General features: G+C 64.4%; 19 protein-coding genes. 6 read left to right on the plus strand and 13 right to left on the minus strand.

The genetic code is table 11. The features are described 5' to 3' along the window. Nucleotides 1-240 precede the first annotated feature (240 nt). Together EYB42_RS15100 and EYB42_RS17750 are read left to right on the plus strand one after the other, a co-directional pair. Nucleotides 241-1,134: an NAD(P)-dependent oxidoreductase gene (locus EYB42_RS15100; RefSeq protein ID WP_135450961.1), complete on the plus strand. Its 894-nt coding sequence runs from the start codon at nt 241-243 to the stop codon at nt 1,132-1,134. 533 nt (nt 1,135-1,667) lie between these two features. Continuing rightward, nucleotides 1,668-2,333 carry a nuclear transport factor 2 family protein gene (locus tag EYB42_RS17750; RefSeq protein WP_135450962.1) on the plus strand — a complete coding sequence of 222 codons (666 nt, stop codon included), beginning with the start codon at nt 1,668-1,670 and terminating at the stop codon, nt 2,331-2,333. Nucleotides 2,334-2,413: 80 nt separating this feature from the next. Here EYB42_RS17750 and EYB42_RS15110 read toward each other — a convergent pair whose 3' ends face one another. The 8 genes from EYB42_RS15110 to capB all read right to left on the minus strand — a co-directional run bounded on the left by EYB42_RS15110 (nt 2,414) and on the right by capB (nt 11,426). Further along, complete coding sequence (locus EYB42_RS15110; RefSeq protein ID WP_135450963.1) at nt 2,414-2,857, minus strand: GNAT family N-acetyltransferase; 444 nt, start codon at nt 2,855-2,857, stop codon at nt 2,414-2,416. Nucleotides 2,858-2,919: 62 nt separating this feature from the next. Next, nucleotides 2,920-4,098 (minus strand): ABC transporter substrate-binding protein, encoded by a 1,179-nt coding sequence (locus EYB42_RS15115; protein WP_135450964.1) that lies wholly within the window; start codon nt 4,096-4,098, stop codon nt 2,920-2,922. 23 nt (nt 4,099-4,121) lie between these two features. Then, nucleotides 4,122-5,171: a branched-chain amino acid ABC transporter permease gene (locus tag EYB42_RS15120; protein ID WP_135450965.1), complete on the minus strand. Its 1,050-nt coding sequence runs from the start codon at nt 5,169-5,171 to the stop codon at nt 4,122-4,124. Beyond that, complete coding sequence (locus tag EYB42_RS15125) at nt 5,171-6,085, minus strand: branched-chain amino acid ABC transporter permease (RefSeq protein WP_167851041.1); 915 nt, start codon at nt 6,083-6,085, stop codon at nt 5,171-5,173. The genes EYB42_RS15120 and EYB42_RS15125 overlap by 1 nt, the downstream gene beginning before the upstream one ends. Next, nucleotides 6,085-6,819, minus strand: coding sequence for an ABC transporter ATP-binding protein (locus tag EYB42_RS15130; RefSeq protein WP_135450966.1), 735 nt, complete (start codon nt 6,817-6,819; stop codon nt 6,085-6,087). The genes EYB42_RS15125 and EYB42_RS15130 overlap by 1 nt, the downstream gene beginning before the upstream one ends. Beyond that, a complete protein-coding gene (locus EYB42_RS15135; protein WP_135450967.1) occupies nt 6,816-7,568 on the minus strand; it encodes an ABC transporter ATP-binding protein in 753 nt (250 codons plus the stop codon). Before EYB42_RS15135 ends, EYB42_RS15130 begins: the two co-directional genes overlap by 4 nt. Next, nucleotides 7,565-9,655 carry a caprolactamase subunit alpha gene (capA, locus tag EYB42_RS15140; protein ID WP_135450968.1) on the minus strand — a complete coding sequence of 697 codons (2,091 nt, stop codon included), beginning with the start codon at nt 9,653-9,655 and terminating at the stop codon, nt 7,565-7,567. The genes EYB42_RS15135 and capA overlap by 4 nt, the downstream gene beginning before the upstream one ends. Nucleotides 9,656-9,668: 13 nt before the next feature. Next, nucleotides 9,669-11,426, minus strand: a complete 1,758-nt coding sequence (gene capB, locus EYB42_RS15145; protein WP_240784204.1) for a caprolactamase subunit beta — start codon at nt 11,424-11,426, stop codon at nt 9,669-9,671. 281 nt (nt 11,427-11,707) lie between these two features. Between capB and EYB42_RS15150 the strand changes: the two genes are divergently transcribed. Continuing rightward, on the plus strand, nt 11,708-12,649 hold the full coding sequence (locus EYB42_RS15150; RefSeq protein WP_135450970.1) for an AraC-like ligand-binding domain-containing protein: 942 nt from the start codon (nt 11,708-11,710) through the stop codon (nt 12,647-12,649). 83 nt (nt 12,650-12,732) lie between these two features. Here EYB42_RS15150 and EYB42_RS15155 read toward each other — a convergent pair whose 3' ends face one another. The 5 genes from EYB42_RS15155 to EYB42_RS15175 are packed head-to-tail and all read right to left on the minus strand — an operon-like array spanning nt 12,733 to nt 16,922. After that, on the minus strand, nt 12,733-13,701 hold the full coding sequence (locus EYB42_RS15155; protein WP_135450971.1) for a 5-oxoprolinase subunit C family protein: 969 nt from the start codon (nt 13,699-13,701) through the stop codon (nt 12,733-12,735). Then, nucleotides 13,691-14,566: a 5-oxoprolinase subunit B family protein gene (locus tag EYB42_RS15160; RefSeq protein ID WP_135450972.1), complete on the minus strand. Its 876-nt coding sequence runs from the start codon at nt 14,564-14,566 to the stop codon at nt 13,691-13,693. Before EYB42_RS15160 ends, EYB42_RS15155 begins: the two co-directional genes overlap by 11 nt. Nucleotides 14,567-14,578: 12 nt before the next feature. Continuing rightward, entirely contained in the window at nt 14,579-15,955 is a 1,377-nt protein-coding gene (locus EYB42_RS15165) for an acetyl-CoA carboxylase biotin carboxylase subunit (RefSeq protein ID WP_135450973.1), read from the minus strand. Continuing rightward, nucleotides 15,955-16,188, minus strand: coding sequence for an acetyl-CoA carboxylase (locus EYB42_RS15170; protein ID WP_135450974.1), 234 nt, complete (start codon nt 16,186-16,188; stop codon nt 15,955-15,957). The genes EYB42_RS15165 and EYB42_RS15170 overlap by 1 nt, the downstream gene beginning before the upstream one ends. Nucleotides 16,189-16,199: 11 nt before the next feature. Beyond that, nucleotides 16,200-16,922, minus strand: a complete 723-nt coding sequence (locus tag EYB42_RS15175; RefSeq protein WP_135450975.1) for a LamB/YcsF family protein — start codon at nt 16,920-16,922, stop codon at nt 16,200-16,202. 106 nt (nt 16,923-17,028) lie between these two features. On the opposite strand from EYB42_RS15175, the gene EYB42_RS15180 reads away from it, so the two are divergent. The 3 genes from EYB42_RS15180 to EYB42_RS15190 all read left to right on the plus strand — a co-directional run bounded on the left by EYB42_RS15180 (nt 17,029) and on the right by EYB42_RS15190 (nt 20,540). Next, complete coding sequence (locus EYB42_RS15180; RefSeq protein ID WP_135450976.1) at nt 17,029-17,934, plus strand: LysR family transcriptional regulator; 906 nt, start codon at nt 17,029-17,031, stop codon at nt 17,932-17,934. Between the two features lie 279 nt (nt 17,935-18,213). Then, on the plus strand, nt 18,214-19,167 hold the full coding sequence (locus EYB42_RS15185) for an LOG family protein (protein WP_240784206.1): 954 nt from the start codon (nt 18,214-18,216) through the stop codon (nt 19,165-19,167). A 2-nt stretch (nt 19,168-19,169) separates the two neighbouring features. Continuing rightward, nucleotides 19,170-20,540, plus strand: a complete 1,371-nt coding sequence (locus tag EYB42_RS15190; RefSeq protein WP_135450978.1) for an MBL fold metallo-hydrolase — start codon at nt 19,170-19,172, stop codon at nt 20,538-20,540. Nucleotide 20,541 lies beyond the last annotated feature (1 nt).

Here is a 20,541-nt window from a genome sequence, read left to right on the forward strand (position 1 = left end):
TTCAAAAGTCCCATGTGGATCACTCCGTTGCCCCCGCCGCTCACCGCTCTGGGGGAAGGTTCACATGGCTCAATTCTCAGTGGAAATTATACGCCTACCCGGCTCAGTTCTGGGTGGAAATCAACACGCCAAGCTGTTCCTGATGTTGCGTGACCACGCCTTGCGGACCTTGACACCCGAGCAGCTGGCCGACCTGCGCCGTCGCTTAAACTTGACCTGATCCCCTACCGGAGACACGAAATGACCGCCACGAAAGAAAAGATCGGCTTTGTCGGCACGGGGCTGATGGGGCATGGCATGGCCAAGAACATTGTCGAGAAGGGCTATTCCCTGACCGTCATTGCCCATCGCAACCGCGCCCCGGTGGATGACCTGGTGGCGCGGGGCGCGACCGAGGCCGCCTCGCTGGCCGATCTTGCCCGCAGCTCGACCATCATTTTCCTGTGTCTCACCGGCGCGCCCGAAGTAGCGGCCACCGTGGCGGCACTGAAGCCGGGGCTTGCCAGGGGTTCGGTCATCGTCGACTGCTCGACCTCGGACCCGACGGTAACGCTGCGTCTTGCGGCAGAACTTGCCGAGGTCGGTGTCGAGTTCGTTGATGCGCCGCTGAGCCGCACCCCGAAGGAGGCCTGGGAGGGTACGCTGGATTGCATGGTGGGTGCGAAGCAGGAAACATTTTCCCGCGTCCAGCCGGTGATCGCCACCTGGGCCGCCAAGATCGTCCATATCGGCGGCGTCGGCGATGGCCACAAGATGAAGCTTCTGAACAACTTCCTGTCGCTTGGCTATGCCGCGCTCTATTCCGAGGCGCTGGCGCTCTCTCGCAAGGTGGGCATTCCGGTGGCCGAGTTCGACAAGGTGATCCGCGGCGGGCGGATGGATTGCGGCTTCTACCAGACGTTCATGGGCTACGCGCTGGAAGGCAACCGCGAGGCGCACAAGTTCACCATCGGCAACGCCTACAAGGACATGCGCTATGTCGAGGCGATGGCCAATGCCGCAACCGTGGCCACACCCATGGCCAGCGCCGTCAAGAACTCTTTCGCGCTCGCCATGGCAACTGGGGGCGACGGTCCGACGGACTACGTCCCTCACCTGTCTGATTTCGTGGCGCGGGCGAACGGCATTCGCTGAACGCCGTCCATGGGGGCGTCGATCGCCGTATTCCCGCTGGCTTGCTGGTGCAAAATCATGTTCGGCCGCCCGAAGGATCGGCGCCCCATTGCCACCCGCCAAGACAGGCACCCGAACGCCTTTCCCTCCGCTGTCGTTGTTGCAGGAATGGTCCTGTTTCGGCTTTTACGATCAATGAGCTTGGAGTCCGGGTCAGGCAGCGTGTGCCGACGAACTTGTGCCAGCGCCCGGATGGCATGATTGCCAGCCGGCCCCTGCCGATGAAGGACAAAGGGCAGGCGCGCCGTTCATTTCGAAACTTCGGCCACGGATCGCTGAGGTCCAGGTGCACGAAGCCGTGTTTCATGAATCTTGCGCGCTTCGCGTTCCCGTCATGTCAGCCGCGCGATGGATCCGTTCGGGGAAATGTTCAACGCTCCCATCAGACGACTTGCGCAACCGGGCCAATTGCAGGCGACCATGGCAGCATGGACCCTACTCATTGGCCCGGCAGCGCGCTAAGGTCGCTGCGGTGCGTCAGACCGGGAGCAGCCATGACAAAGATCGCCGAACCTGTCGTGCATATCCATGACGATCGTTTCAAGGTAACCGAATGGCGCTTTTCCCCGGGGGCAGAGACGGGGTGGCACCGGCACGAGCACGACTATGTGATCGTGCCGTTGACCGACGGAACCCTGACACTGGACATGCCGGATGGCCAGAGGGCGCAGGCACAACTTCGGCAAGGTGTGCCCTACTCGCGCCGGGTTGGGGTAGAGCACAATGTGACCAACGGTTCGTCCGTCGCCCCCCTGTCGTTCCTTGAAATCGAAGTCGTGGATGACGCCCTTGCCCGGAAGCGACGTGCGACCATGGAACGGTTGATGGCGGCGTTCAACATGCGGGATCTGGATGGGCTGATGGCCTGCATGTCAGCCAATTGCGCCTTTCATGCCGCTGCCGGGCCGGATGCCGAGGGCCGGGTTCACCGCGGCCGCGAGGCGGTTCGCACGGCCTATGCGGCCATCTTCGACACTTTCCCGCAGGCGGCCTGGACCGAGGGCGCGCATGTCGTAGCGGGTGATACGGGCCTGTCGACCTGGCGCTTCGTCGGCACCACGCGCGACGGGGTGTCGGTGGATGTGCGCGGTTGCGATGTCTTCGCCTTCGAGGGCGACCTCATTGCTCTGAAGGACAGCTACCGCAAGGCACGCGGCTAGCTGCGCCGTGCAGAGCCGCACCGACGGGCAGACGACGCCGCATGAGGAAGCTGCCCGCGTCGCGCGGTCTGCATACTGACCTAGCGATTGTAGCGGATGAAAGGCGTCTGCCTGCCGATCCGGTCATACAGCCGCCGACCGGCTTCGTTGAAGTGCTGGGTCAGCCAGTACACGGCGGGCGTGCCGTTGGCATCGGCTGCGGCATAGACTGCCTCGATAAGGCGGCGGCCAAGTCCGGTGCCGCGTGCGGCAGGGTCGACGTAGAGATCCTGGAGGTAACAGACGTTCTCGACCTTCCAACAGTGCCGGTGGAACAGATAATGCGCCAGCCCCATCGCGCGCCCATCAACCTCGGCAATCAGGGCGTTGAAATCCTGCGGATCGTCGCCCAACAGGCGCGCAAAGGTGGTGGCATAGACCACCTCGGGCACCGTGGTTTCGTAATAGTCAAGATAACCCGTCCACAGACGCCGCCAATCGGTTTCGTCGGTGGCACGCAGCGGGCGGATGCTGACCTCGGGCATGTTCCCCTCCGACAGGAAGGCCGGCCCTGAACGCGCGGGGCCGGCCATGCCTTGGCTGTGCTTTACTTCATCAGGTCGGCAACCGGAATGGGCGAGGAGATCGTCCATTCATCGACCACGCCCGGCTTGCCGTTGTTCGTTTCGACGATCAGGTAGCGGGCCCGGTTCTGGTGGTGCAGTTCGCTGGTGAAGGTGCGTGGGCCGAAGAGGGTAGGTTCATCGACCATCTTTTCCAGCTCTGCCACAACGGCGCTGGTCTCGGTCGTGCCGGCACGCTCGACGGCCTTGGCCCAGACGTCGATCATCACATAGCCCGGATAGGTGTATTGCGTGGCCGGCGGCGCACCGGTCACTTCGGTGTATTTCGCGTTGAACTCGTTCACCGCGGGGTTCGGGTCGTCGCCATAGATCGAGCCCTGAACCGGCACGTAGAAGTTCGACAGGTCCGGCACCGCAGACAGCCAGTAGCTGCCATCCACGCCCGAACCGTTCAGGATCATCGAGTTGATGCCCGCAGCGCGCAGCTGCTTGATGGCCGAAACCGCGCCCGGCATCATGGTGCAAAGCATGATCGCATCGGGCTCTTCAGGCAGTGACTTGATCCGGGTGATCTGCGCAGCGATCGAGGCGTCCTCGTTCAGGAAGGTATCCTCGCCGACCAGCTTGGCCTCGGGCAGTTGCGGCAGCATCCAGTCGAAGCCGTCGCAGATGCCTTTGTTGTATTCGGTCCAGGTGTCCAGAAGGCGGTAGAATGTCCGGGCCTCTTTCTTGTTGTAGGCCCATTCCGCCATGGTTGCGCCCTGAACGGCAGCCAGGACCGAAGCCGAGAAGGAGTTCGGCCCGACACCCTGGATGCCGGCCTTGATCGATTCGGCGCAGAGGAAGAACGAGATCAGGCCATTCGATTCCGCCGCCAGCGCGGCGGGGGCGCCAAAGTCGTAATCGCAGGAGACCACGACCATGTCTGCGCCTTGGTCGATGACGGAAAGGCCAGCCTTTGCGCCTTCGGCCCGGTCGGTCTTGGTGTCGGCCTTCACCACCTCGATCGGCTTGCCCAGAAGGCCGCCGGCCTCGTTGATTTCCGCGATGCGGATCATCGCCGCGTCCTGCGCGGGCTTGTCATAGGCCTGCATGAAGCCGGTCTCGGCCGTGGCGAAGCCCACGATGATGCGGTCGTCATCCGCAAGGGCCGCGCTGGAAAGGCACGTCGTGGCGGCAAGGATTGCTGTCAGTTTCTTCATCGTTCAACTCCCGTTGGTTGGTTTCAGTCCGTTCCCGGTTCGACCGGTTTTTCCGTCCGGGCACGCAGCCCGGTCAGTTCGCTGTTGCCCATGATTCCCGATGGCCGGAACATGAGGATGAGGATCATTACCACGCCCAGTGCGATTTCCTGCACGCCGCCCGGCAGGGCGAAGGTGCTGGCGCCCACCTGCACCCCGGCCTCGAGCCAGCGCAGAACCTGGATGAGGCTGGACAGGATCAGCACACCCAGCACGGCGCCCGACAGGCTGCCCATGCCGCCAACGACCAGCATCGAAAGGGTGGTGAAAGTCAGTCCAAGATAGAAGGTATCGGGCGTCACAAGGCCGATGGAATGGGCATAAAGCGCGCCCCCTGCCCCCATGATCGCGCCCGAGATCACGAACGCAATCAGCCTCACGCGGGGGATGTTGATGCCGCTGGCGGCGGCGGCCGTGGGTTCGTCACGCGCGGCACGCAGCGCAAGGCCATGGCGACTGATCGAGAAGGCCCAGGCCACGAAAACCGCCAGAATCGCGGCGATCATGTAAGGCCAGATCGAGCGGACGATCGGAATCCCAACGACCGAGGAGGTCGCGGCCGTGACGCTGCTCCAGTTGGAATAGATGGCGTTGACCATCGCCAGCATCGCAAAGGTCGCAATCGACGCCGCGATGCCCGACAGGCGCATGAGAACGGCACCAAAGACAAGGGCCCAGAAGGCCGCGAAGGTTCCGCCCGCAAGCGCCGCCGCCCAGAAGGGAATCTCCATCTGCATCAGCCAGTCGGGCAGGCCGGGCATGGCGGTGCCCTTCATCATCGGCTTGATCGTCGTCCAGGCCGCGACATAGCCGCCAAGACAGGCAAAGGCGATGTGGCCAAAGCTGATGACGCCGGAATTGCCGATGAAGGTGTAAAGTCCGACGACGAACACCACCTGAAGGAAGATGTCGATCACGGTCTGATTGAATGGCCGAGACCCGACGAACCATGCGATCAGGGCGAAGGCCAAGAGTAGCGCCGAAAGGATCAGCGGCGTGGCGATGGTGCGGCGCAGGATCGAGTAACGGGCCATCACACGCGCTCCTTCGTGCCGCGCGCCGCAAGCAGGCCTTGCGGGCGGAAGATCAGGACGAGGATGACCGCGCCATAGACAAAGGCATCGCGGAAGGCGCGGGCATCGGGCGGCAGGATCACCTGCATCACCGTGGCGATCGCCCCCAGCGCAAAGCCCGCGATCACTGCCCCGGCCAAGCTGCCCATGCCGCCGATCACGGTGGCAATGAAGGCCATCAGCATCACGGATGCGCCCATCATGATGTTTGCCGTTCCGGTCTGGCTTCCCAAGATCAGCGCGATTGCGGCAGCCAGCGCGCCCGACAGCGCGAATGCCCCCATGATCACGCGGTTCGCCCTGACCCCCAGCATCCGCGCCATGGTGAAATTTTCGGCCGCGGCCCGCATCTCAAGGCCAAAGCGGGTGCGGCGCAGAAAGGCGGTCAGGCCGATCAGGACGGCGATGGTCACAAGGATGGTGATCAGCTGCAGAAGCGGGATACGCGCGCCCAAGATCTCGACAGGCTGACTGAGGCCTGGCAGCAGCGAGATGCTTTTCGGTCGGCTGGAGAACAGCATCAGCAGGAAATACCGGATCACGAAGCCAAGAGCAAACGAGGCGATCATCATCGTTGCGGGGTTCGCGCGGCGGAAGCGGCGGAACACCACCACCTCGGACAGCACGGAAAGCCCCGCGCCCACGGCAAGGGTGAAGGGAATCAGCAGGAACCAGGGGAGGTTGCCCGCGAAGATGATCGCGACCGCATCGACCGAGGGCCAGAGCAGCGCGAAGACGCAGAAGGCGATCACGTCGCCATGCGCGAAATTGACCAGCCGCATCACGCCGAAGATCAGCGCGATGCCAAGCGCGCCAAGAGCGTAAAGCGACCCCAGCGACAGCGCGTCGAAGATGACCTGCATCAACCCGCCCATCAATGTTCCCCATATCCGAAGTATGCAGCCTGCATCGCCTCGCTTTGCCCAAGCGCGCGGGCATCGCCGTCCAGCACGATTTCGCCCCCCCGCATCAGCATCATCCGCCCACCCACCATCATCGCGCGGGTGGAAGACTGTTCGACGATCAAGAGCGTCAGCTTGCGTTCGGCGCGAAGCGCGATCAGCCGTTCGTAGACCTGATCGGTGATGTTCGGCGCAAGGCCAAGGCTGGGTTCGTCGATCGCCACCAGACGCGGCGTCGTCATCAGCGCCCGGCCGATGACCAGCATCTGCTGCTGGCCACCCGACAGAAGCCCCGCCTGGCTGTGACGCCGCTCCTTCAGGATCGGGAAGGTGGCATAGACGGCCTCAAGCTCGCTGGCTGCCCGCGCCCGCCAGCCGCGGGTGCCGGAATGCATGCCGGTGCCGACCATCAGGTTTTCCTCGATCGTCAACGAGCCGAAAACGTCACGCCCCTCGGGCACCATGGACAGGCCCAGACGCGCGATGTCCTCGGGCGCCCGGCCGGTGATGTCGTGATCGGCAAAGTCGATCCGGCCCCCGGCAGGGGGTGTGACCCCGGCGATGGCCCGCAGAAGCGAGGATTTCCCTGCGCCGTTCGGGCCGGTAATGAACAGGATCTCACCCTCGGCAAGGGTGAAGGTCACGCCGCGAACGGCCGTAAGCCGCCCGTAACGGACCGAGATGTTGGACAGGGCCAGCAGGCTCATGCCTCTACCTCCAGCACGGGAAGATCGGTGTCGGCGGCGCTGCCCATGTAGGCGTGACGCACCTTCTCGCTGGCGCGGATCACATCGGGCGGGCCGGCCTCGATTACCGCACCGCTGTCGAGGACGACAATGTGGTCGCAAAGGCCCAGCACCAGGCCCACGTTGTGTTCGATCAGCAGGACACCACAGCCCATTTCCCCGGCGATGCGGCGGATCAGGGCGGAAAGTTCGGCCGCCTCCTGTGCGCTCATCCCGGCGGCGGGTTCGTCAAGCAGCAGGAACTTCGGCCGTCCCATCAGCGCCCGACCGATGGCGACGCGGCGTTCGTCGGTATAGGGCAGCGCGCCCGCGATCCGGCCCGCCAGGGGGGCGATGCCAACCCAGTCGAGCATCACCTCGGCCTCGGCGATCGCTGCCGCGCGCGACTGGCCCAGGCCGACGCCGGTGACCTCCAGATTGTCGATCACCGGCAGGTCACGGAACAGCCGCCCGCCCTGAAAGGTGCGGGCAATGCCGCGGCGGCGAACCTCATGCGGCTTCAGTCCCGAAAGGGGCTGTCCGTCCAGCAGGACAGCCCCTTCCGTTGCGGTCTGAAACCCGGTCAGCACATTGACAAGCGTGGTCTTTCCAGCCCCGTTCGGGCCGATCAGCCCGACGATCTGACCGGGCGACACTGTCAGGTTCACCCCCGACAGCGCCTTCAGCCCGGCGAAGGCCACCGATACCTTGTCAGCGCGCAGGTCGTTCATCTTGCTCCTTTCCGGTCGCGGGTGATGAGGTAGGAACCGCTGGCATCAAGCCGCGCCGTCCAGCCCGGTTCGATCACGATGGTTGTGGTGACCTCTTCGATCACCGCCGGCCCCTTTATCACGGCATCGGCCCCAAGCGGCGTTCCGTCATAGATCGGCGTCCTTGTCCGCTTGCCATCGGCGCTGAACACCGCATCGCGGTGGCCCTTCAGCGCCTTCTGCGGCGAAACGCCCTTGCCGATGCTCATGCGGGCGGGCTTGTCTACGACGCCATAAAGCGTGCTTTCGATGTTCACCACTTCCACGGTCGAGGCAGGCTCGGCATAGGTGTAAAGCTCCTTGTGGCGCTTGTGGAAGGCGTCCTTGATCTTGCCGATCGACCTTGCATCGACCTTGAATGTGCCGATTTCGACGGTGCATTCGTGCACCTGCCCGACATAGCGCATGTCGAGGCTGCGCTTCGTCACGATATCCCTGGCCTTGAAGCCGTCAGCCTTCAGATGCGCCACGCCCTGCGCCTCGATCTGGTTGAACAGCTCGTCGATCCGGGCATAGGCCGCGTCGTTGTCCAGCCGCAGGGGGGCGGTGGCCATGTAGTTGTATTTCACGTCGCTGATGATCTGGCCGAAGGCACAAAGACCCGAGGCAAGCTTGGGCAGGACGATGGTGTCGATCCCCATGGCCGAAGCCAGTGCCGTGATATGCGCTGCCGTCGCCCCGCCCGCACCGACCAGCACGAAGTCGCGCGGGTCGTATCCGCGCTCCACGGTCACCCGGCGGATGCCATTCACCATGTTGGCGTTGACGATGGTGAACATCCCATAGGCGGCACGTTCCACGCTCATGCCCAAGGGATCGGCGAGGTTCGCCTTGATCGCCTGATGCGCCTTTGCCGCATCAAGCGGCAGGCGCCCGCCCACCAGCCCGTCGGGGTTCAGATAGCCCAGTACCAGGTTCGCATCCGAAACGGTGGGAAGCTTGCCGCCCTGCCCATAGCAGGCCGGTCCGGGATCCGAGCCCGCCGATTGCGGGCCCATCTGCATCAGCCCCATCTCGTCGATCCAGCCGATCGACCCGCCGCCCGCGCCCAGGGTTTCCACCTGGATCATCGGCACGCCGATCCGGTAACGCAGGAAGTCGATGTTCTTGTTGATGTTCGTCGACCCGTCCTTGGTCAGCGTGATGTCGAAGGACGTGCCGCCCATGTCCACGGTGATGACGTTGCGGTGTCCGAAGGGTTCGCACACATACTGACCCGCTGCCGGTGCCGAGGCAGGACCCGAATTGATGGCATAGACCGAGCGGTCCGTCATCGCCTGGCCGATGGCAAGCCCGCCGTTCGACTGATAGTAGCGGACCGGCTGCTTCGCCCCGAGGCTGCGGAAGTAGCTGTCCACCGCCTCGACATAGCGCTTCATGATCGGCGCAAGATAGGCGTTCACCACCGCCGTCGAGGTGCGGGTGTATTCCCGGACCTGCGGATAAAGTTCGCTGCCCAGGGTCAGGACCACGCCCGGAAGCATTTCGCGCACGATTTCCCCCGCGCGGCGTTCGTGGTCGGGGTGCAGCACCGACCAGACGAAGCTGATCGCCACCGTCTCCACCCCTTCGGCGCGGAAAAGTTCGCAAGCCGCGCGCACGTCGGCTTCGTTCAGGGGCTCGCGCACGCTGCCGTCCGACAGCACCCTTTCGCGCACGCCCCGGCGCAGATACCGCGGCACCAGCATCGTGGCGGGCGGATATTCCGGGTCGTAGCGGTAGCCGTCCTCCTTGTGACCCAGCCGGATTTCCAGGCTGTCCTCATGTCCGGCGGTGCAGATCAGGCCGGTCTTGGCCCCCTTGTGGGTGATCAGAGCGTTCAACCCCACCGTCGTTCCGTTGATGCACAGGTCGCAGTTCGACACCACCTTCTCTGCGGGTATGCCAAGATCCTCGGAGATCAGCGCCAGGCCGTTGCGGATTGCCTGTGTCGGGTCCTGCGGGGTGGAGAGCGCCTTGTAAAGCCGCACCTGCCCGGATTTGTCGGCCAGAACGAAGTCGGTGAAGGTGCCGCCCGCGTCTATGCCCAGTCGGTAATCGGATTTCATCTCATGTTCCCCCTTATTTCGCGGCCATGGCGGCGCGACGACGCGCCCGCAGCTCTTCGGTTGCCTTGATGTCCACATGCAGTGTGGCGGGGTCGGTGATGATGACTCCGTAGTCCTCCCTTGCTCCGTCGATGGAAACGAGACCGTTCTTTACGTCCCAGACCACCTTTTCAACGGCCCGGTCCATCGGGTTGCCGTAGCCGCCGCCGCCGGGGTTCATGTTGGTGATCCGATCGCCCGGCTTGATGACCTTGATGACGTTCTCGCGGATGGTTTCGGTTCTTTCGCCTTGCACCAGTTCCAGCCGCCCGACCTTGGTGTCGATGATCGTGCTGGCCGCGCCCGCCGCGCCCACCGCAGGGATGCGGCGGCCTTCCCCGAAGGTGATGAAGGTCATTTCATCGTTCAGCGGTTCCACTTCCCAGGCGGTGCCGCTGCCCCCGCGGAACTTGCCCGCGCCCCCGCTGTCGGTCATCAGGCTGTAGCGGTGGATGATGATCGGGTAGCTGTATTCCAGAAGCTCCACGTCGCCCGACGTCAGCGCGCCGAAGCAGCATTCCGGCCCGCAGGCGTGCCATCCGTCCTGCGACGGCGTGGCCCCCGCGCCCGAGATGATGGTGGCCAGCACCATCGTGACGTATTCCTCGTTGTGGCGCTTGTCCCAGCCGGCGATGTTCAGCCCGTTGGCATGGCCCCAGCTGGCCGAAACCTTGGACGGCACGGCCTTTTCGAAGGCCAGCCGGACCGCGTCGGTCAGCGTCTCCATCGGGGTGGTGGTGCAATTCATGTGCGGCGCGGGTTCGGCCGCGTTGCAGATCGTGCCCTTGGGGCCGAAATCCACCGTCACGCAGCGGTAGAGCCCCTCGTTGTAGGGGGGCGGCAACTGGGCGAACATCATCAGGCCCAGATAGACGCCAGAATGGCTGTTCCCCTCGTAGCTGTTGATGAAATAGGGGATCTGCGGCGGGCTCGAGATGGCGATATGGCAGCTGTCGCCCTTGATCGTGACAGTCGCCTTGATCTCGAAGTCGCCGTAGCCGTGACCGGCATCCTCCAGGATCGCCGAGCCCTCGTAGGTGCCGTCGGGTACCGCTGCGATCAGGCTGCGCATCTGGCGCTCGGCCATGTCGAGCAGCGTTTCGATGCAGGCATCGACCTGTTCTTCGCCGTATTTCTCCAGCATGGCCAGAAGCGCGCGCTCGCCGACCTGGCAGGCACCGATCAGGGCATTGAAATCGCCTTCCTGGTCACGCCGGGCGCGCATGTTGGTCAGAAGCAGGTTCAGCACATCCTTGCGTGGGGTGCCACGGTCCCAGACCTTGACCGGGGGGATGCGCAGGCATTCGGCATAGATTTCCTTGGCGTTGGGATTGTAGCCAGCCGGCACCGGCCCCCCCACGTCGGTCAGGTGGCCCTTGCAGACCGTCCAGTATTTCAGTTTCCCCTTCCAGAACACGGGCTTGTAGAAACAGGTGTCGATCGCATGGCTGCCGCCCCAGGCCGGATCGTTGTGAATGATGAGGTCGCCTTCATGGATGTCGCCCTCGAAATACTTCGCCACAACCTTCATCGCCGGGATCAGCGAGCCTAGGTGGATCGGAATGTCCTGCCCCTGCAGGATCATCTCCGGCCGGTGGTTGAAGAGCGCGGTCGAATAGTCGTGTGCCAGGTTGAACACCGACGATCGCGCGGTCTTTTCCAGGCTCAGCGTCATCTCGCGCTGCGTCGTTTCAAGAATGCCCCGGACCACCGACAGGGTGATCGGGTCCACCTCGACCTTCTTCCTTTTCCTTGGCGTGCCCGCCATCACGAAACCCTCCCGTAAGGGCCGCGCAACAGGGAAATGGCCGGGCAGGAAACCCGGTGCAGTCGTCTGCCTTCCCTGTCGCGCGGCGTCTGTTGCGCCGTTGGTCGGGGAAGGCTAGCGACGCCATCGCGCTCACGTCTTTGCACCGGGTGCACCGCTTCTTGCGTTTCAGTGCAGGGCGGGTTGATGACCGCTTGTCCGACTCGCACGTCCGTGCCCTGATGCGGCAAAGGGGGAAGGACGCGATGAAGACGACGATCACCACCCGCGGGGTGGATCAGGCAGCCCGCAGCCGGCACTGGCACGAAACGATCGCGCGCATCTACTTTCCGCTGGAACTGACCTTTCACCGCCCCGAGGCCTTTGACGGTGAGCTGACATCCTGGGATCTGGGCGGGGTATCGATCTCGCGCCTGACCTCGGACGCGCTGCTTTACCGCCGTCTGCCCAAGCATTTCCGCGAACCCGGACCCGAGGAATTCCTGGTCACCCTGCCCGCGCGGTCCGAAGTCCGCTTTGCACAGGCAGGAAAGGAGGTACGGGCCAACCCCGGCGCCTTCTTCATTGAGCGCAGCCACGAGCCGTACGAATTCAGCCACGCCGAACCTGCCGACCTCTGGGTGATGAAGCTGTCGAAGGACATGCTGGGCGGTCGCATCCGTGCGCCGGACCGGTTCTGCTCGCTTCAGTTCGATGCAACGAACGGGGCGAACGGCCTTTTCGTAGACATGGTCCACCTGATCCCGCAGCGCTATGACGCGATGAGCGAAGAGACCCGCGCCATCGTGGGCCGCCAGCTGGTGGACCTTCTGGCGCTGGCCATCCAGTCGGACGAGCGGGTTCTGACCTCGGGCGCCTCGACCGTGCGCGCCGCGCACCTGGCGCGCATCGAGGCTTTCGTGCGCCGGAACATCGACGACCCGGACCTCGGGCCGGAAGAGGTGGCGGCAGGCTGCGGAATTTCGGTGCGCTATCTGCACGAGCTGTTGCGCGACACGAACACCACCCTGGGCCAGTGGATCCGCGACACGCGGCTGCAGGCAGCGATGGAGGATCTGAAGAACCCGGCCGACCGCCGCGCCATCGGCGAGATCGCGTATGCGCGGGGCTTTACCGACCAAGCGCAGTTCAGCCGTGCCTTCCGGGCCCGGTTCGGCGTGACGCCGAAAGAGGCCAGGGGCAGGTAGGAAACCGCTCATCGACGCACTTCGTGCGCTTTTCGCTGTGTCGCGACCGGCAGCCAATGGCGCACGATGAGCGGTTGCGTGCATCATTTCCCCAGATGATGACGCACGCGTTGCAGGGCGGCCTGCCGGTCGTGCCGGGCCGCCAGTGCCTGTTCCATGCTGACCTCGACAAAACGTGCCGGGGCATGCGGCTGCAGCTGGCCGATCAGGTCCATGTCGGCACTGATGACGCAGCCAAGCATCATGTAGCCGCCGCCCGACACGGCGTCGCGGTGCAGAACGATGGGCTCGGTTCCGCCCGGAACCTGGATCGACCCGTAAGGATAGCAGGCATCGACGATGTTTGACGGGTTCGACCCCGCTCCGAAGGGCTGTTCGCGCGGGACGAACTCCAGCGCGGTGCCTCCGCGGAAGCGGTAGCCGATCCGGTCCGCCTCGGGCGCAACCTTCCAGGTGTCGGCGAAGAAGCGTTTGCCCGCCTCGGCCGTGATCCGATGCCAGTAAAGACCCGGCAGCATCCGCAACTCGGCCGGGTTGCCCGGCATCCGCCGCAGGGCCGCCGGCACGCTGCCCTTGCCCGCACTGCCCGCGCCCACCGGCAGTTCGTCGCCTGCCTTCAGCGCGCGTCCCTCGTGCCCGCCCAGCGCGCCCAGCGTATAGGTCGAGCGCGACCCCAACTTCAGCGGCACGTCGATCCCGCCAGAGATGGCGATATAGGCCCTGGCGCCGGACTTCAGGAAGCCGAAGGACAGCCGGTCCCCGGCCTTCACAGGAAACGCCTCCCAGCCTGCACGTTCATCGCCGTTCAGCTTCGGCGGCAGGTCCCCCCCGGTCACCGCCACCCAGGCCGGCGCGGTGAATTCCAGTTCCGGGCCCATGAACACTGCCTCCAGCACCGCCGCGCCCTCGTCGTTGCCGACCAGCATGTTGGCCACACGCAGGGCAAAGCGGTCCATGCCCCCGGAGAGGGGGATGCCCAGGTGGTAGTAGCCCGGGCGGCCAAGATCCTGCACGGTCGTCGAAAGCCCCGGAGAGATCACCTTAACGGCCATTGAGTGCCTCCATCAGCTTGGCATTGGTCCCGGCCATGTCCTTGTTGAACTCGGAGAGCGAGAAGGTGGCGGGCCGGATCACCGGCTCGAATCGGTTCTGTTCGACCGCTTCGATAGCCGCGTCGTATTCGTCGCGGCCGATAGGCTTCCACTTGACGATGTCGCCGGGCCGGAACAGGCACATCTCGTCGCGCAGATAGGACACCTGCTGGTTCGGGTCATAGATCGGCATCGGCGTGATCCCGAACATCTGATACCCCCCCGCACCGCGCACCGAATAGATGCAGGAGAAGCAGCCGCCGTGCCCCACAGTCAGCTTGGGGGTGTCGGTTCGCGGCCGCAGGTATTTCGGCACCTGCAACTGCCGCTCCCGCTCCACCATCTGATAAAGGAAAGGCAGCCCCGCCACGAAGCCCACCATCGACACGAACCAGGGCTGGCTGGAATGGGCCTTGATGAAGTTCTCGACCGTGCCCAGCCCGTTGATCTCGGCGGCGTATTCGAGGTCGGTCTTTGTCGGATCCTGGTGCCGCTCGCGGAATCGCATCAGCGTCTCGTGCGTCCAGGGATCCTGGTAGAAGACCGGGATCTCGATGATCCGCGTCTTGAGGCTGGCATCGGACTGTGCCGCTGCTACCTCCATCCCCTGCAACTCTTTCAGCAGGTCGTCCGGCTTGATCACGTCCGGGTCGAACTTGACCTGAAAGCTGGCATTTGCCGGGCAGATCTCGGTCACGCCCTTGATGCCTGCGGCGCGGACCGCATTGGTCATCGACAGCGAGGTGAAGAAGGCCTCGAGCGACATGGCTTCGGAAACCTCTCCGAAGATGTGCTCATCGCCTCCGAAGCTGAAACGGATCGACATGGTCCCTCCCTCCTACGGTTCCAGTTCCGGCAGCAGCCGAGCGGAATGGGTATCCAGCCAGCCTTCCAGCCAGCGGGTATGAACGGCATTGGCCTGAACGTGTTCGTCTTCGGCCAGTGCCAGGAACAGCGGCCTTGTGGTGCGGAGGCCCTCGATGCGGGTTTCCTTCAGGGCCCGCACAAGACGGGTGATCGCCGCCTCTCGCGTTTCGCCATGCACGACCAGCTTGGCAAGAAGCGAGTCATAGAAGGGTGGCACGGTGTAACCCGCGTAAAGCATCGATTCGAAACGCACCCCTGGCCCGCCCGGCACCCGCAGGGCCGAAACGGTTCCCGGGAAGGGTGCAAAATCGCGCGACGGATCCTCGGCGTTCAGACGCACCTCGATGGCGTGGCCGCGCGCCACGATGTCCCGCTGCTTCAGCCGCAGCGGCTCGCCCCCAGCGATGCGCAGGCCCTCGGCCACCAGGTCGATGCCGGTAATCATCTCGGTGACCGGATGTTCCACCTGGATGCGGGTGTTCATCTCGATGAAGTAGAAGCGGTCGCTTTCGTCGTCGTAGAGATATTCGATGGTCCCGGCACCAGAATAGCCGACCGCCCTGGCAAGGCGCACGGCGCTTTGGCACAGATCGTCGCGCACACGGTCGGACAGGGCCCGCGAGGGCGCCTCTTCCCAGACTTTCTGGCGCCGGCGCTGCAGGGAACATTCGCGCTCCCAGCAATGCACGGCATCGGTGCCGTCGCCCAGCACCTGCACCTCGATGTGGCGCGCCTTCGTGACGACCTTTTCCATGTAGAGTCCGCCATCGCCGAAGGCGGCCAGCGCCTCGGCCGCGGCCTGGGGGAAGGCAGCCTCGAACTCGGCTAGGTCGTTCGCGATGCGGATGCCCCGCCCGCCCCCGCCGGCCGCTGCCTTGATCATCACCGGAAAGCCCGTGTCGATCAGGATGTGCCGGGCTTCGTCGATGTCGGCCACGCGGCCCATGCTGCCCGGCACCACGGGAACCCCTGCCGCATGGGCAGCCGAGCGCGCGGCAACCTTGTCGCCCATCGTGCGGATCGCGTCCCCGGACGGACCGACGAAGATCAGCCCAGCCGCCTTGCAGGCATCGGCGAAATCGGCGTTCTCGGCCAGAAAGCCATAGCCGGGATGCACACTGTCTGCCCCCGTATCGGCGGCTGCCTTCAGGATAGCGGCCTGATTCAGATAGCTTTTCTTCGCCGCCGGCGGTCCGATGTTCACGGCCTCGTCAGCGATCTGGACGTGCAGCGCCTCGCGGTCCGCATCGGAATAGACTGCAACAGTCGCGATGCCCAGATCCTTCGCCGCACGGATCACGCGCACGGCGATCTCTCCGCGGTTGGCGACCAGAAGCTTCTGCAGCATCAATCCACCTCGGCCAGCACGGCGCCCGCCATCACGGGCTCCTCGTTGTCGGCAACGAAGCGGATGTTCGTGCCGGCCACTTCGGACCGCACCTCGTGGAAGGATTTCATCACCTCGATCAGCCCGATCACATCGCCCACGGCGACGGAGTCGCCATCGGCCTTGAAGGGCGGCTTGTCGGGGGCAGAAGCGCGGTAGAACGTGCCAGGAAGCGGAGACTGGATCTGGGCCATGGGAAATCCTCTCAGGTGTAGGGCTGGACGGCCGCCCGCACCGCGCGGGCGATGTCGATGGCATTCGGCGTGTCGGAATGGATGCAGATCGAATCGCAGCGCACGGGGATGTCCGACCCATCCGTTGCCGTGCCCTTGCCTTCCGTGATCGCCCGGATGCAGCGCGCAGCCATCAGCGCGGGATCCTTGGCGTCATGCTCGCGCGTGACGATCAGGCTGCCGTCGGGGCGGTATTCCAGATCGGCATAGAACTCTGCAATGAAGCCGTGCCCCCGGGCAGGATAGATCTTTTCATGCAGCGTGCCAGTCATGCCCAGAAGCGGCACCTTGAACACATCTGCCGCGTCGCAGACCGCGTGGGCGATCTCTTCCTGACGCGCGGCCATTCCGTAAAGGCTGCCGTGCGGCTTTATGTGGTTCAGCTCCATCCCCTCGGCCTTCAGGAAGCCGCAAAGCGCGCCCACCTGGTAGATGATGCAGTTGGCCATTTCCTCGCGGCCCATCTTCATCTCGCGTCGGCCAAAGCCCTGAAGGTCGGGCAGGCTGGGATGGGCGCCAACCTTCACCCCGTGCTTCTTCGCCAGCCGCACCGTGGCGCGCATATGGTCGAAGTCGCTGGCGTGAAAGCCGCAGGCAACATTGGCAATGTGGATCATGGGCATGATTCCCGCATCGTCGCCCATGCGCCAGAGCCCGAAGCTTTCCCCCATGTCGCAGTTGATCGTGACCGGCATCGCCCCCCCTACTGCTACTCGATCCCGCCGCAGGTTCGCCTCGGGATGGCTTCATTGCAAATTCGAATTATTGCGATACGATATCAAAAAATCAGATAGGCGTTCGGTGTCCCTTACCATCCGGCAACTTCGCTATTTCATCGCCGCGGCCGAGACCGGTCAGGTCAGCCATGCCGCAATGGAACTGAACATCTCGCAGTCGGCGGTGACGGCGGGGATCAAGGGGCTGGAGGCGACGCTGGGCGCCAGATTGCTGGCGCGAAACGCACATGGCGTATCCGTGACCCCCGAAGGTGCGCGTTTCCTTTCGCGGGCCAAGGCCATAATCGCAGCGGTCGAGGAAGCCACCCGCAGCCCCCTGGGCGAGGAGACCCAGGTCACCGGCCGTCTGCGCCTGGGGCTGACCTACACGGTCGCGGGCTATTTCATGGCCCGCCACTACGCTGCGTTCCGCCGCATCTACCCCGGCATCACGCTGGAACTGTCCGAACAGCCCCGCGCGGCGATCGAGAATGCGCTGGTCTCTGGCGGTCTTGACCTTGCGGTGATGCTGACCTCGAACCTGAGCAACACGGAAGACCTTGCCTCGGAAACCCTGTTCCGCTCGCGCCGGCGGCTGTGGCTGCCGTCGGATCACCGCCTGCTGGCTGCGCCCGAAATCAGCCTGCACGACGTGGCGCAGGAACCCTATGTGATGCTGACCGTGGACGAGGCCAGCCGGACCGCAGGGCGCTACTGGGACAGATACGGTCTGGTCCCGAAAACGGTCTTCACGACATCGTCAGTGGAAGCCGTACGGTCGATGGTGGCCGCGGGCATGGGAGTGACCATCCTCAGCGACATGGTCTATCGACCGTGGTCTCTTGAAGGGCAACGGATCGAACAGCGCCAGACGATAGAGCCGATACCCTCGATGGACGTCGGTCTAACCTGGTCGAACGCGCGGCCCCTGTCGGTTCCCGCCCGTGTGTTCAGTGCTTTCATCACGGCGACCCTGGGATCGGGCAGCTGACGGTCAGCCTGGTGGCACGCAGGGTGCCGCATGCGGCCCGGCGCCCGGCAAGATGACGGATGACACCCTGATGCAGATCAAGGGCAGATCGCCAGCCGCCGGACTAGTTTGCGCACCATGCAGACCCGATTGCCGGTTTCGTGCGAGAGATCACATGACATCATCGGCACGGGTAGCCGATAGTGGGCACAGCCCGGTTGGCAGCCGCGCGAAATGGCGCACGGGGCCGGGCAAGAGCTGAGGGGGCTCGATACCGCGATGGCAAGGACCGGAAGATCTTTGACAGGCAAGCCCGCCCCTGCCCATCCGATCCGGCGTGAGCGTCCGCTGCCCTGGACCGATCCGAAGCCTGACAGCGACGATCCGCGATCCTCGGATCTGGTCAATGCCATTCTGGCCAGCCCCGAATACCGCGAGGCAGACGGCGATCTGGACTTCCTGGAAAGCGGGGTGGCGCGCGGCCTGAGGCTGCAGATGGACTTCCTGAAGACCGAGACACTTTTGCAGGCGCGTGGCATCCGGCATTCCATCGTGGTCTTCGGCAGCACGCGGGTGCCCGAACCCCGCGCAGCGGCCAGGCGGGTCGAGGATCTGGAGGCCGACTGCGCGCGGAACCCCCAGGACGCCGAACTGGCGCAGCGTCTGCGCATCGCGCGGCGCGTGCAGGAAAAAAGCCGCTACTATTCAGTGGCGCGCGACTTCGGCCGGCTTGTCGGGACGGCGAGGGTCGCACCGGGTGGGCAACTTACCATCGTCACCGGCGGCGGGCCCGGCCTGATGGAAGCCGCGAATCGCGGCGCGCATGATGCCGGCGCCCCTACGGTCGGCCTGAACATCACGCTTCCCCACGAACAGTTTCCGAACCCCTATCTGACCCCGGGCCTCTGCTTCCGGCTGCATTATTTCGCCATCCGCAAGCTGCACTTCCTGCTGCGCGCCCGGGCGCTGGTGGTGTTTCCCGGCGGCTACGGCACACTGGACGAACTGTTCGAGACGCTCACCCTGATCCAGACCCGCAAGATCACGCCGATGCCCGTGATCCTGGTCGGGCAGGACTACTGGCGGCGCGTCTTCGATCCCGACTTCCTGGTCGAGGAAGGCGTGATCGACCCCGAGGATCGCGACCTGTTCTGGTTCGCGGAAACAGCCGAGGAAATCTGGTCCGACATCCTGCGCTGGTACGATCAGGCCGGACTTCCCCTTCTGCCCGCAACGACCGACAAGGGAGACTGACCATGCGCCTGACCTTTCACGGAGCCGCAGGCGGTGTGACCGGATCATGCCACCTGCTCGAGGCGAACGGCAGACGCATCCTGATCGACTGCGGCATGTTCCAGGGCGGGCAAGAGCTGGACGAAGAGAATGCCGCCGATTTCGGCTTTGATCCCGGATCGGTGGACCTGCTTCTGCTGACGCATGCCCATCTGGACCACTGCGGACGCATTCCGCTTCTGGTCAAGCGCGGCTTTTCCGGAGAGATCATCTGCACGGCGGCGACACGCGATCTGACGAGGCTGGTCCTGCTCGATTCCGCCAAGCTGCATGAAGAGGAAGCACGTCGCAAACGGCGGCACGGGGAAAGGACCGAGCCGCTTTATGACACCATGGACGTGTTGGACAGTCTGGACCGCTTCGGCCGGATCGCAATCTATGGACAGACCATCGACCTGGGCGATGGAATCGTGTCGCGCTGGCATGATGCGGGACATATCCTTGGGTCCGCCAGCATCTGCCTCGACATCACCAGGAAGGGCATGACCAGGCGCATCCTGTTCTCGGGCGACATCGGGCCGGCGGTCCGGCCGCTGCTGAATGCGCCGCAGCCCCCTTCGGGCGCGGATGTGGTGGTCATGGAAAGCACCTATGGCGACCGCGACCACAGGTCGATGGAAAGTTCGGTTGCCGAGTTCCTGGCCGTGATCCGCCGCACCGTGGCGCGCGGCGGCAATGTCGTCATTCCCACGTTTGCGCTGGAACGGGCACAGGAACTGCTGTTCGTGCTGCGGGAAGGCGCAGGCAGGGGTGCCCTACCGCACGGGCTTCAGGTCTTTCTGGATTCGCCCATGGCGATTTCGGCCACGCAGATCTACCGCCGGCATCCCGGTGATCTGAAACCGGACCTGGCCGCGCTTCTGGCCCAGGGCCGGGATCCCTTTGCCGTGCCGGAACTGCACTATGTCGAAGAGGCAGCGGAATCCATGGCACTGAATGCCATAAGATCCGGCGCGGTACTGATCGCGGGGTCCGGCATGTGCACCGGCGGGCGTGTGCGCCACCATCTGCGGCACAACCTGGGACACGCCGATTGCAGCGTGATCTTTGTCGGCTTCGCCGCCAGGGGCACGCTGGCCCGGATCATCATCGACGGGGCACGCACGGTGAAGCTTTTCGGCGACGAGGTGCCCGTTCGCGCACAGATCCATACGATCAACGGCTTTTCCGCCCATGCCGGCAAGTCGGACCTGATCGACTGGCACAGGAGAACCGGCAACCCGGAGGTAACCTTCCTTGTCCATGGCGAGGACGAGGCGCGCAGCGCGCTTGCCAAGTCCCTGACCGGAACACGGGTCGAGCAGCCCGTCCAGCACGAACGCCATGACCTCTAAC

Source organism: Tabrizicola caldifontis (assembly GCF_004762095.1).
Lineage (GTDB): Bacteria > Pseudomonadota > Alphaproteobacteria > Rhodobacterales > Rhodobacteraceae > Tabrizicola > Tabrizicola caldifontis.

Excerpts from the sequence above, each read along its gene's own strand:
- EYB42_RS15175 (WP_135450975.1), bottom strand. The coding sequence starts at position 16,922 with ATGCCGGTCACGATCAACTGCGACATGGGGGAAAGCTTCGGGCTCTGG.
- EYB42_RS15160 (WP_135450972.1), bottom strand. The coding sequence starts at position 14,566 with ATGTCGATCCGTTTCAGCTTCGGAGGCGATGAGCACATCTTCGGAGAG.
- EYB42_RS15120 (WP_135450965.1), bottom strand. The coding sequence starts at position 5,171 with ATGGCCCGTTACTCGATCCTGCGCCGCACCATCGCCACGCCGCTGATC.
- EYB42_RS17750 (WP_135450962.1), top strand. The coding sequence starts at position 1,668 with ATGACAAAGATCGCCGAACCTGTCGTGCATATCCATGACGATCGTTTC.
- EYB42_RS15135 (WP_135450967.1), bottom strand. The coding sequence starts at position 7,568 with ATGAACGACCTGCGCGCTGACAAGGTATCGGTGGCCTTCGCCGGGCTG.
- EYB42_RS15150 (WP_135450970.1), top strand. The coding sequence starts at position 11,708 with ATGAAGACGACGATCACCACCCGCGGGGTGGATCAGGCAGCCCGCAGC.
- EYB42_RS15170 (WP_135450974.1), bottom strand. The coding sequence starts at position 16,188 with ATGGCCCAGATCCAGTCTCCGCTTCCTGGCACGTTCTACCGCGCTTCT.
- EYB42_RS15115 (WP_135450964.1), bottom strand. The coding sequence starts at position 4,098 with ATGAAGAAACTGACAGCAATCCTTGCCGCCACGACGTGCCTTTCCAGC.
- EYB42_RS15125 (WP_167851041.1), bottom strand. The coding sequence starts at position 6,085 with ATGGGCGGGTTGATGCAGGTCATCTTCGACGCGCTGTCGCTGGGGTCG.
- EYB42_RS15130 (WP_135450966.1), bottom strand. The coding sequence starts at position 6,819 with ATGAGCCTGCTGGCCCTGTCCAACATCTCGGTCCGTTACGGGCGGCTT.
- EYB42_RS15110 (WP_135450963.1), bottom strand. The coding sequence starts at position 2,857 with ATGCCCGAGGTCAGCATCCGCCCGCTGCGTGCCACCGACGAAACCGAT.
- EYB42_RS15190 (WP_135450978.1), top strand. The coding sequence starts at position 19,170 with ATGCGCCTGACCTTTCACGGAGCCGCAGGCGGTGTGACCGGATCATGC.
- capA (WP_135450968.1), bottom strand. The coding sequence starts at position 9,655 with ATGAAATCCGATTACCGACTGGGCATAGACGCGGGCGGCACCTTCACC.
- EYB42_RS15165 (WP_135450973.1), bottom strand. The coding sequence starts at position 15,955 with ATGCTGCAGAAGCTTCTGGTCGCCAACCGCGGAGAGATCGCCGTGCGC.
- EYB42_RS15155 (WP_135450971.1), bottom strand. The coding sequence starts at position 13,701 with ATGGCCGTTAAGGTGATCTCTCCGGGGCTTTCGACGACCGTGCAGGAT.
- EYB42_RS15100 (WP_135450961.1), top strand. The coding sequence starts at position 241 with ATGACCGCCACGAAAGAAAAGATCGGCTTTGTCGGCACGGGGCTGATG.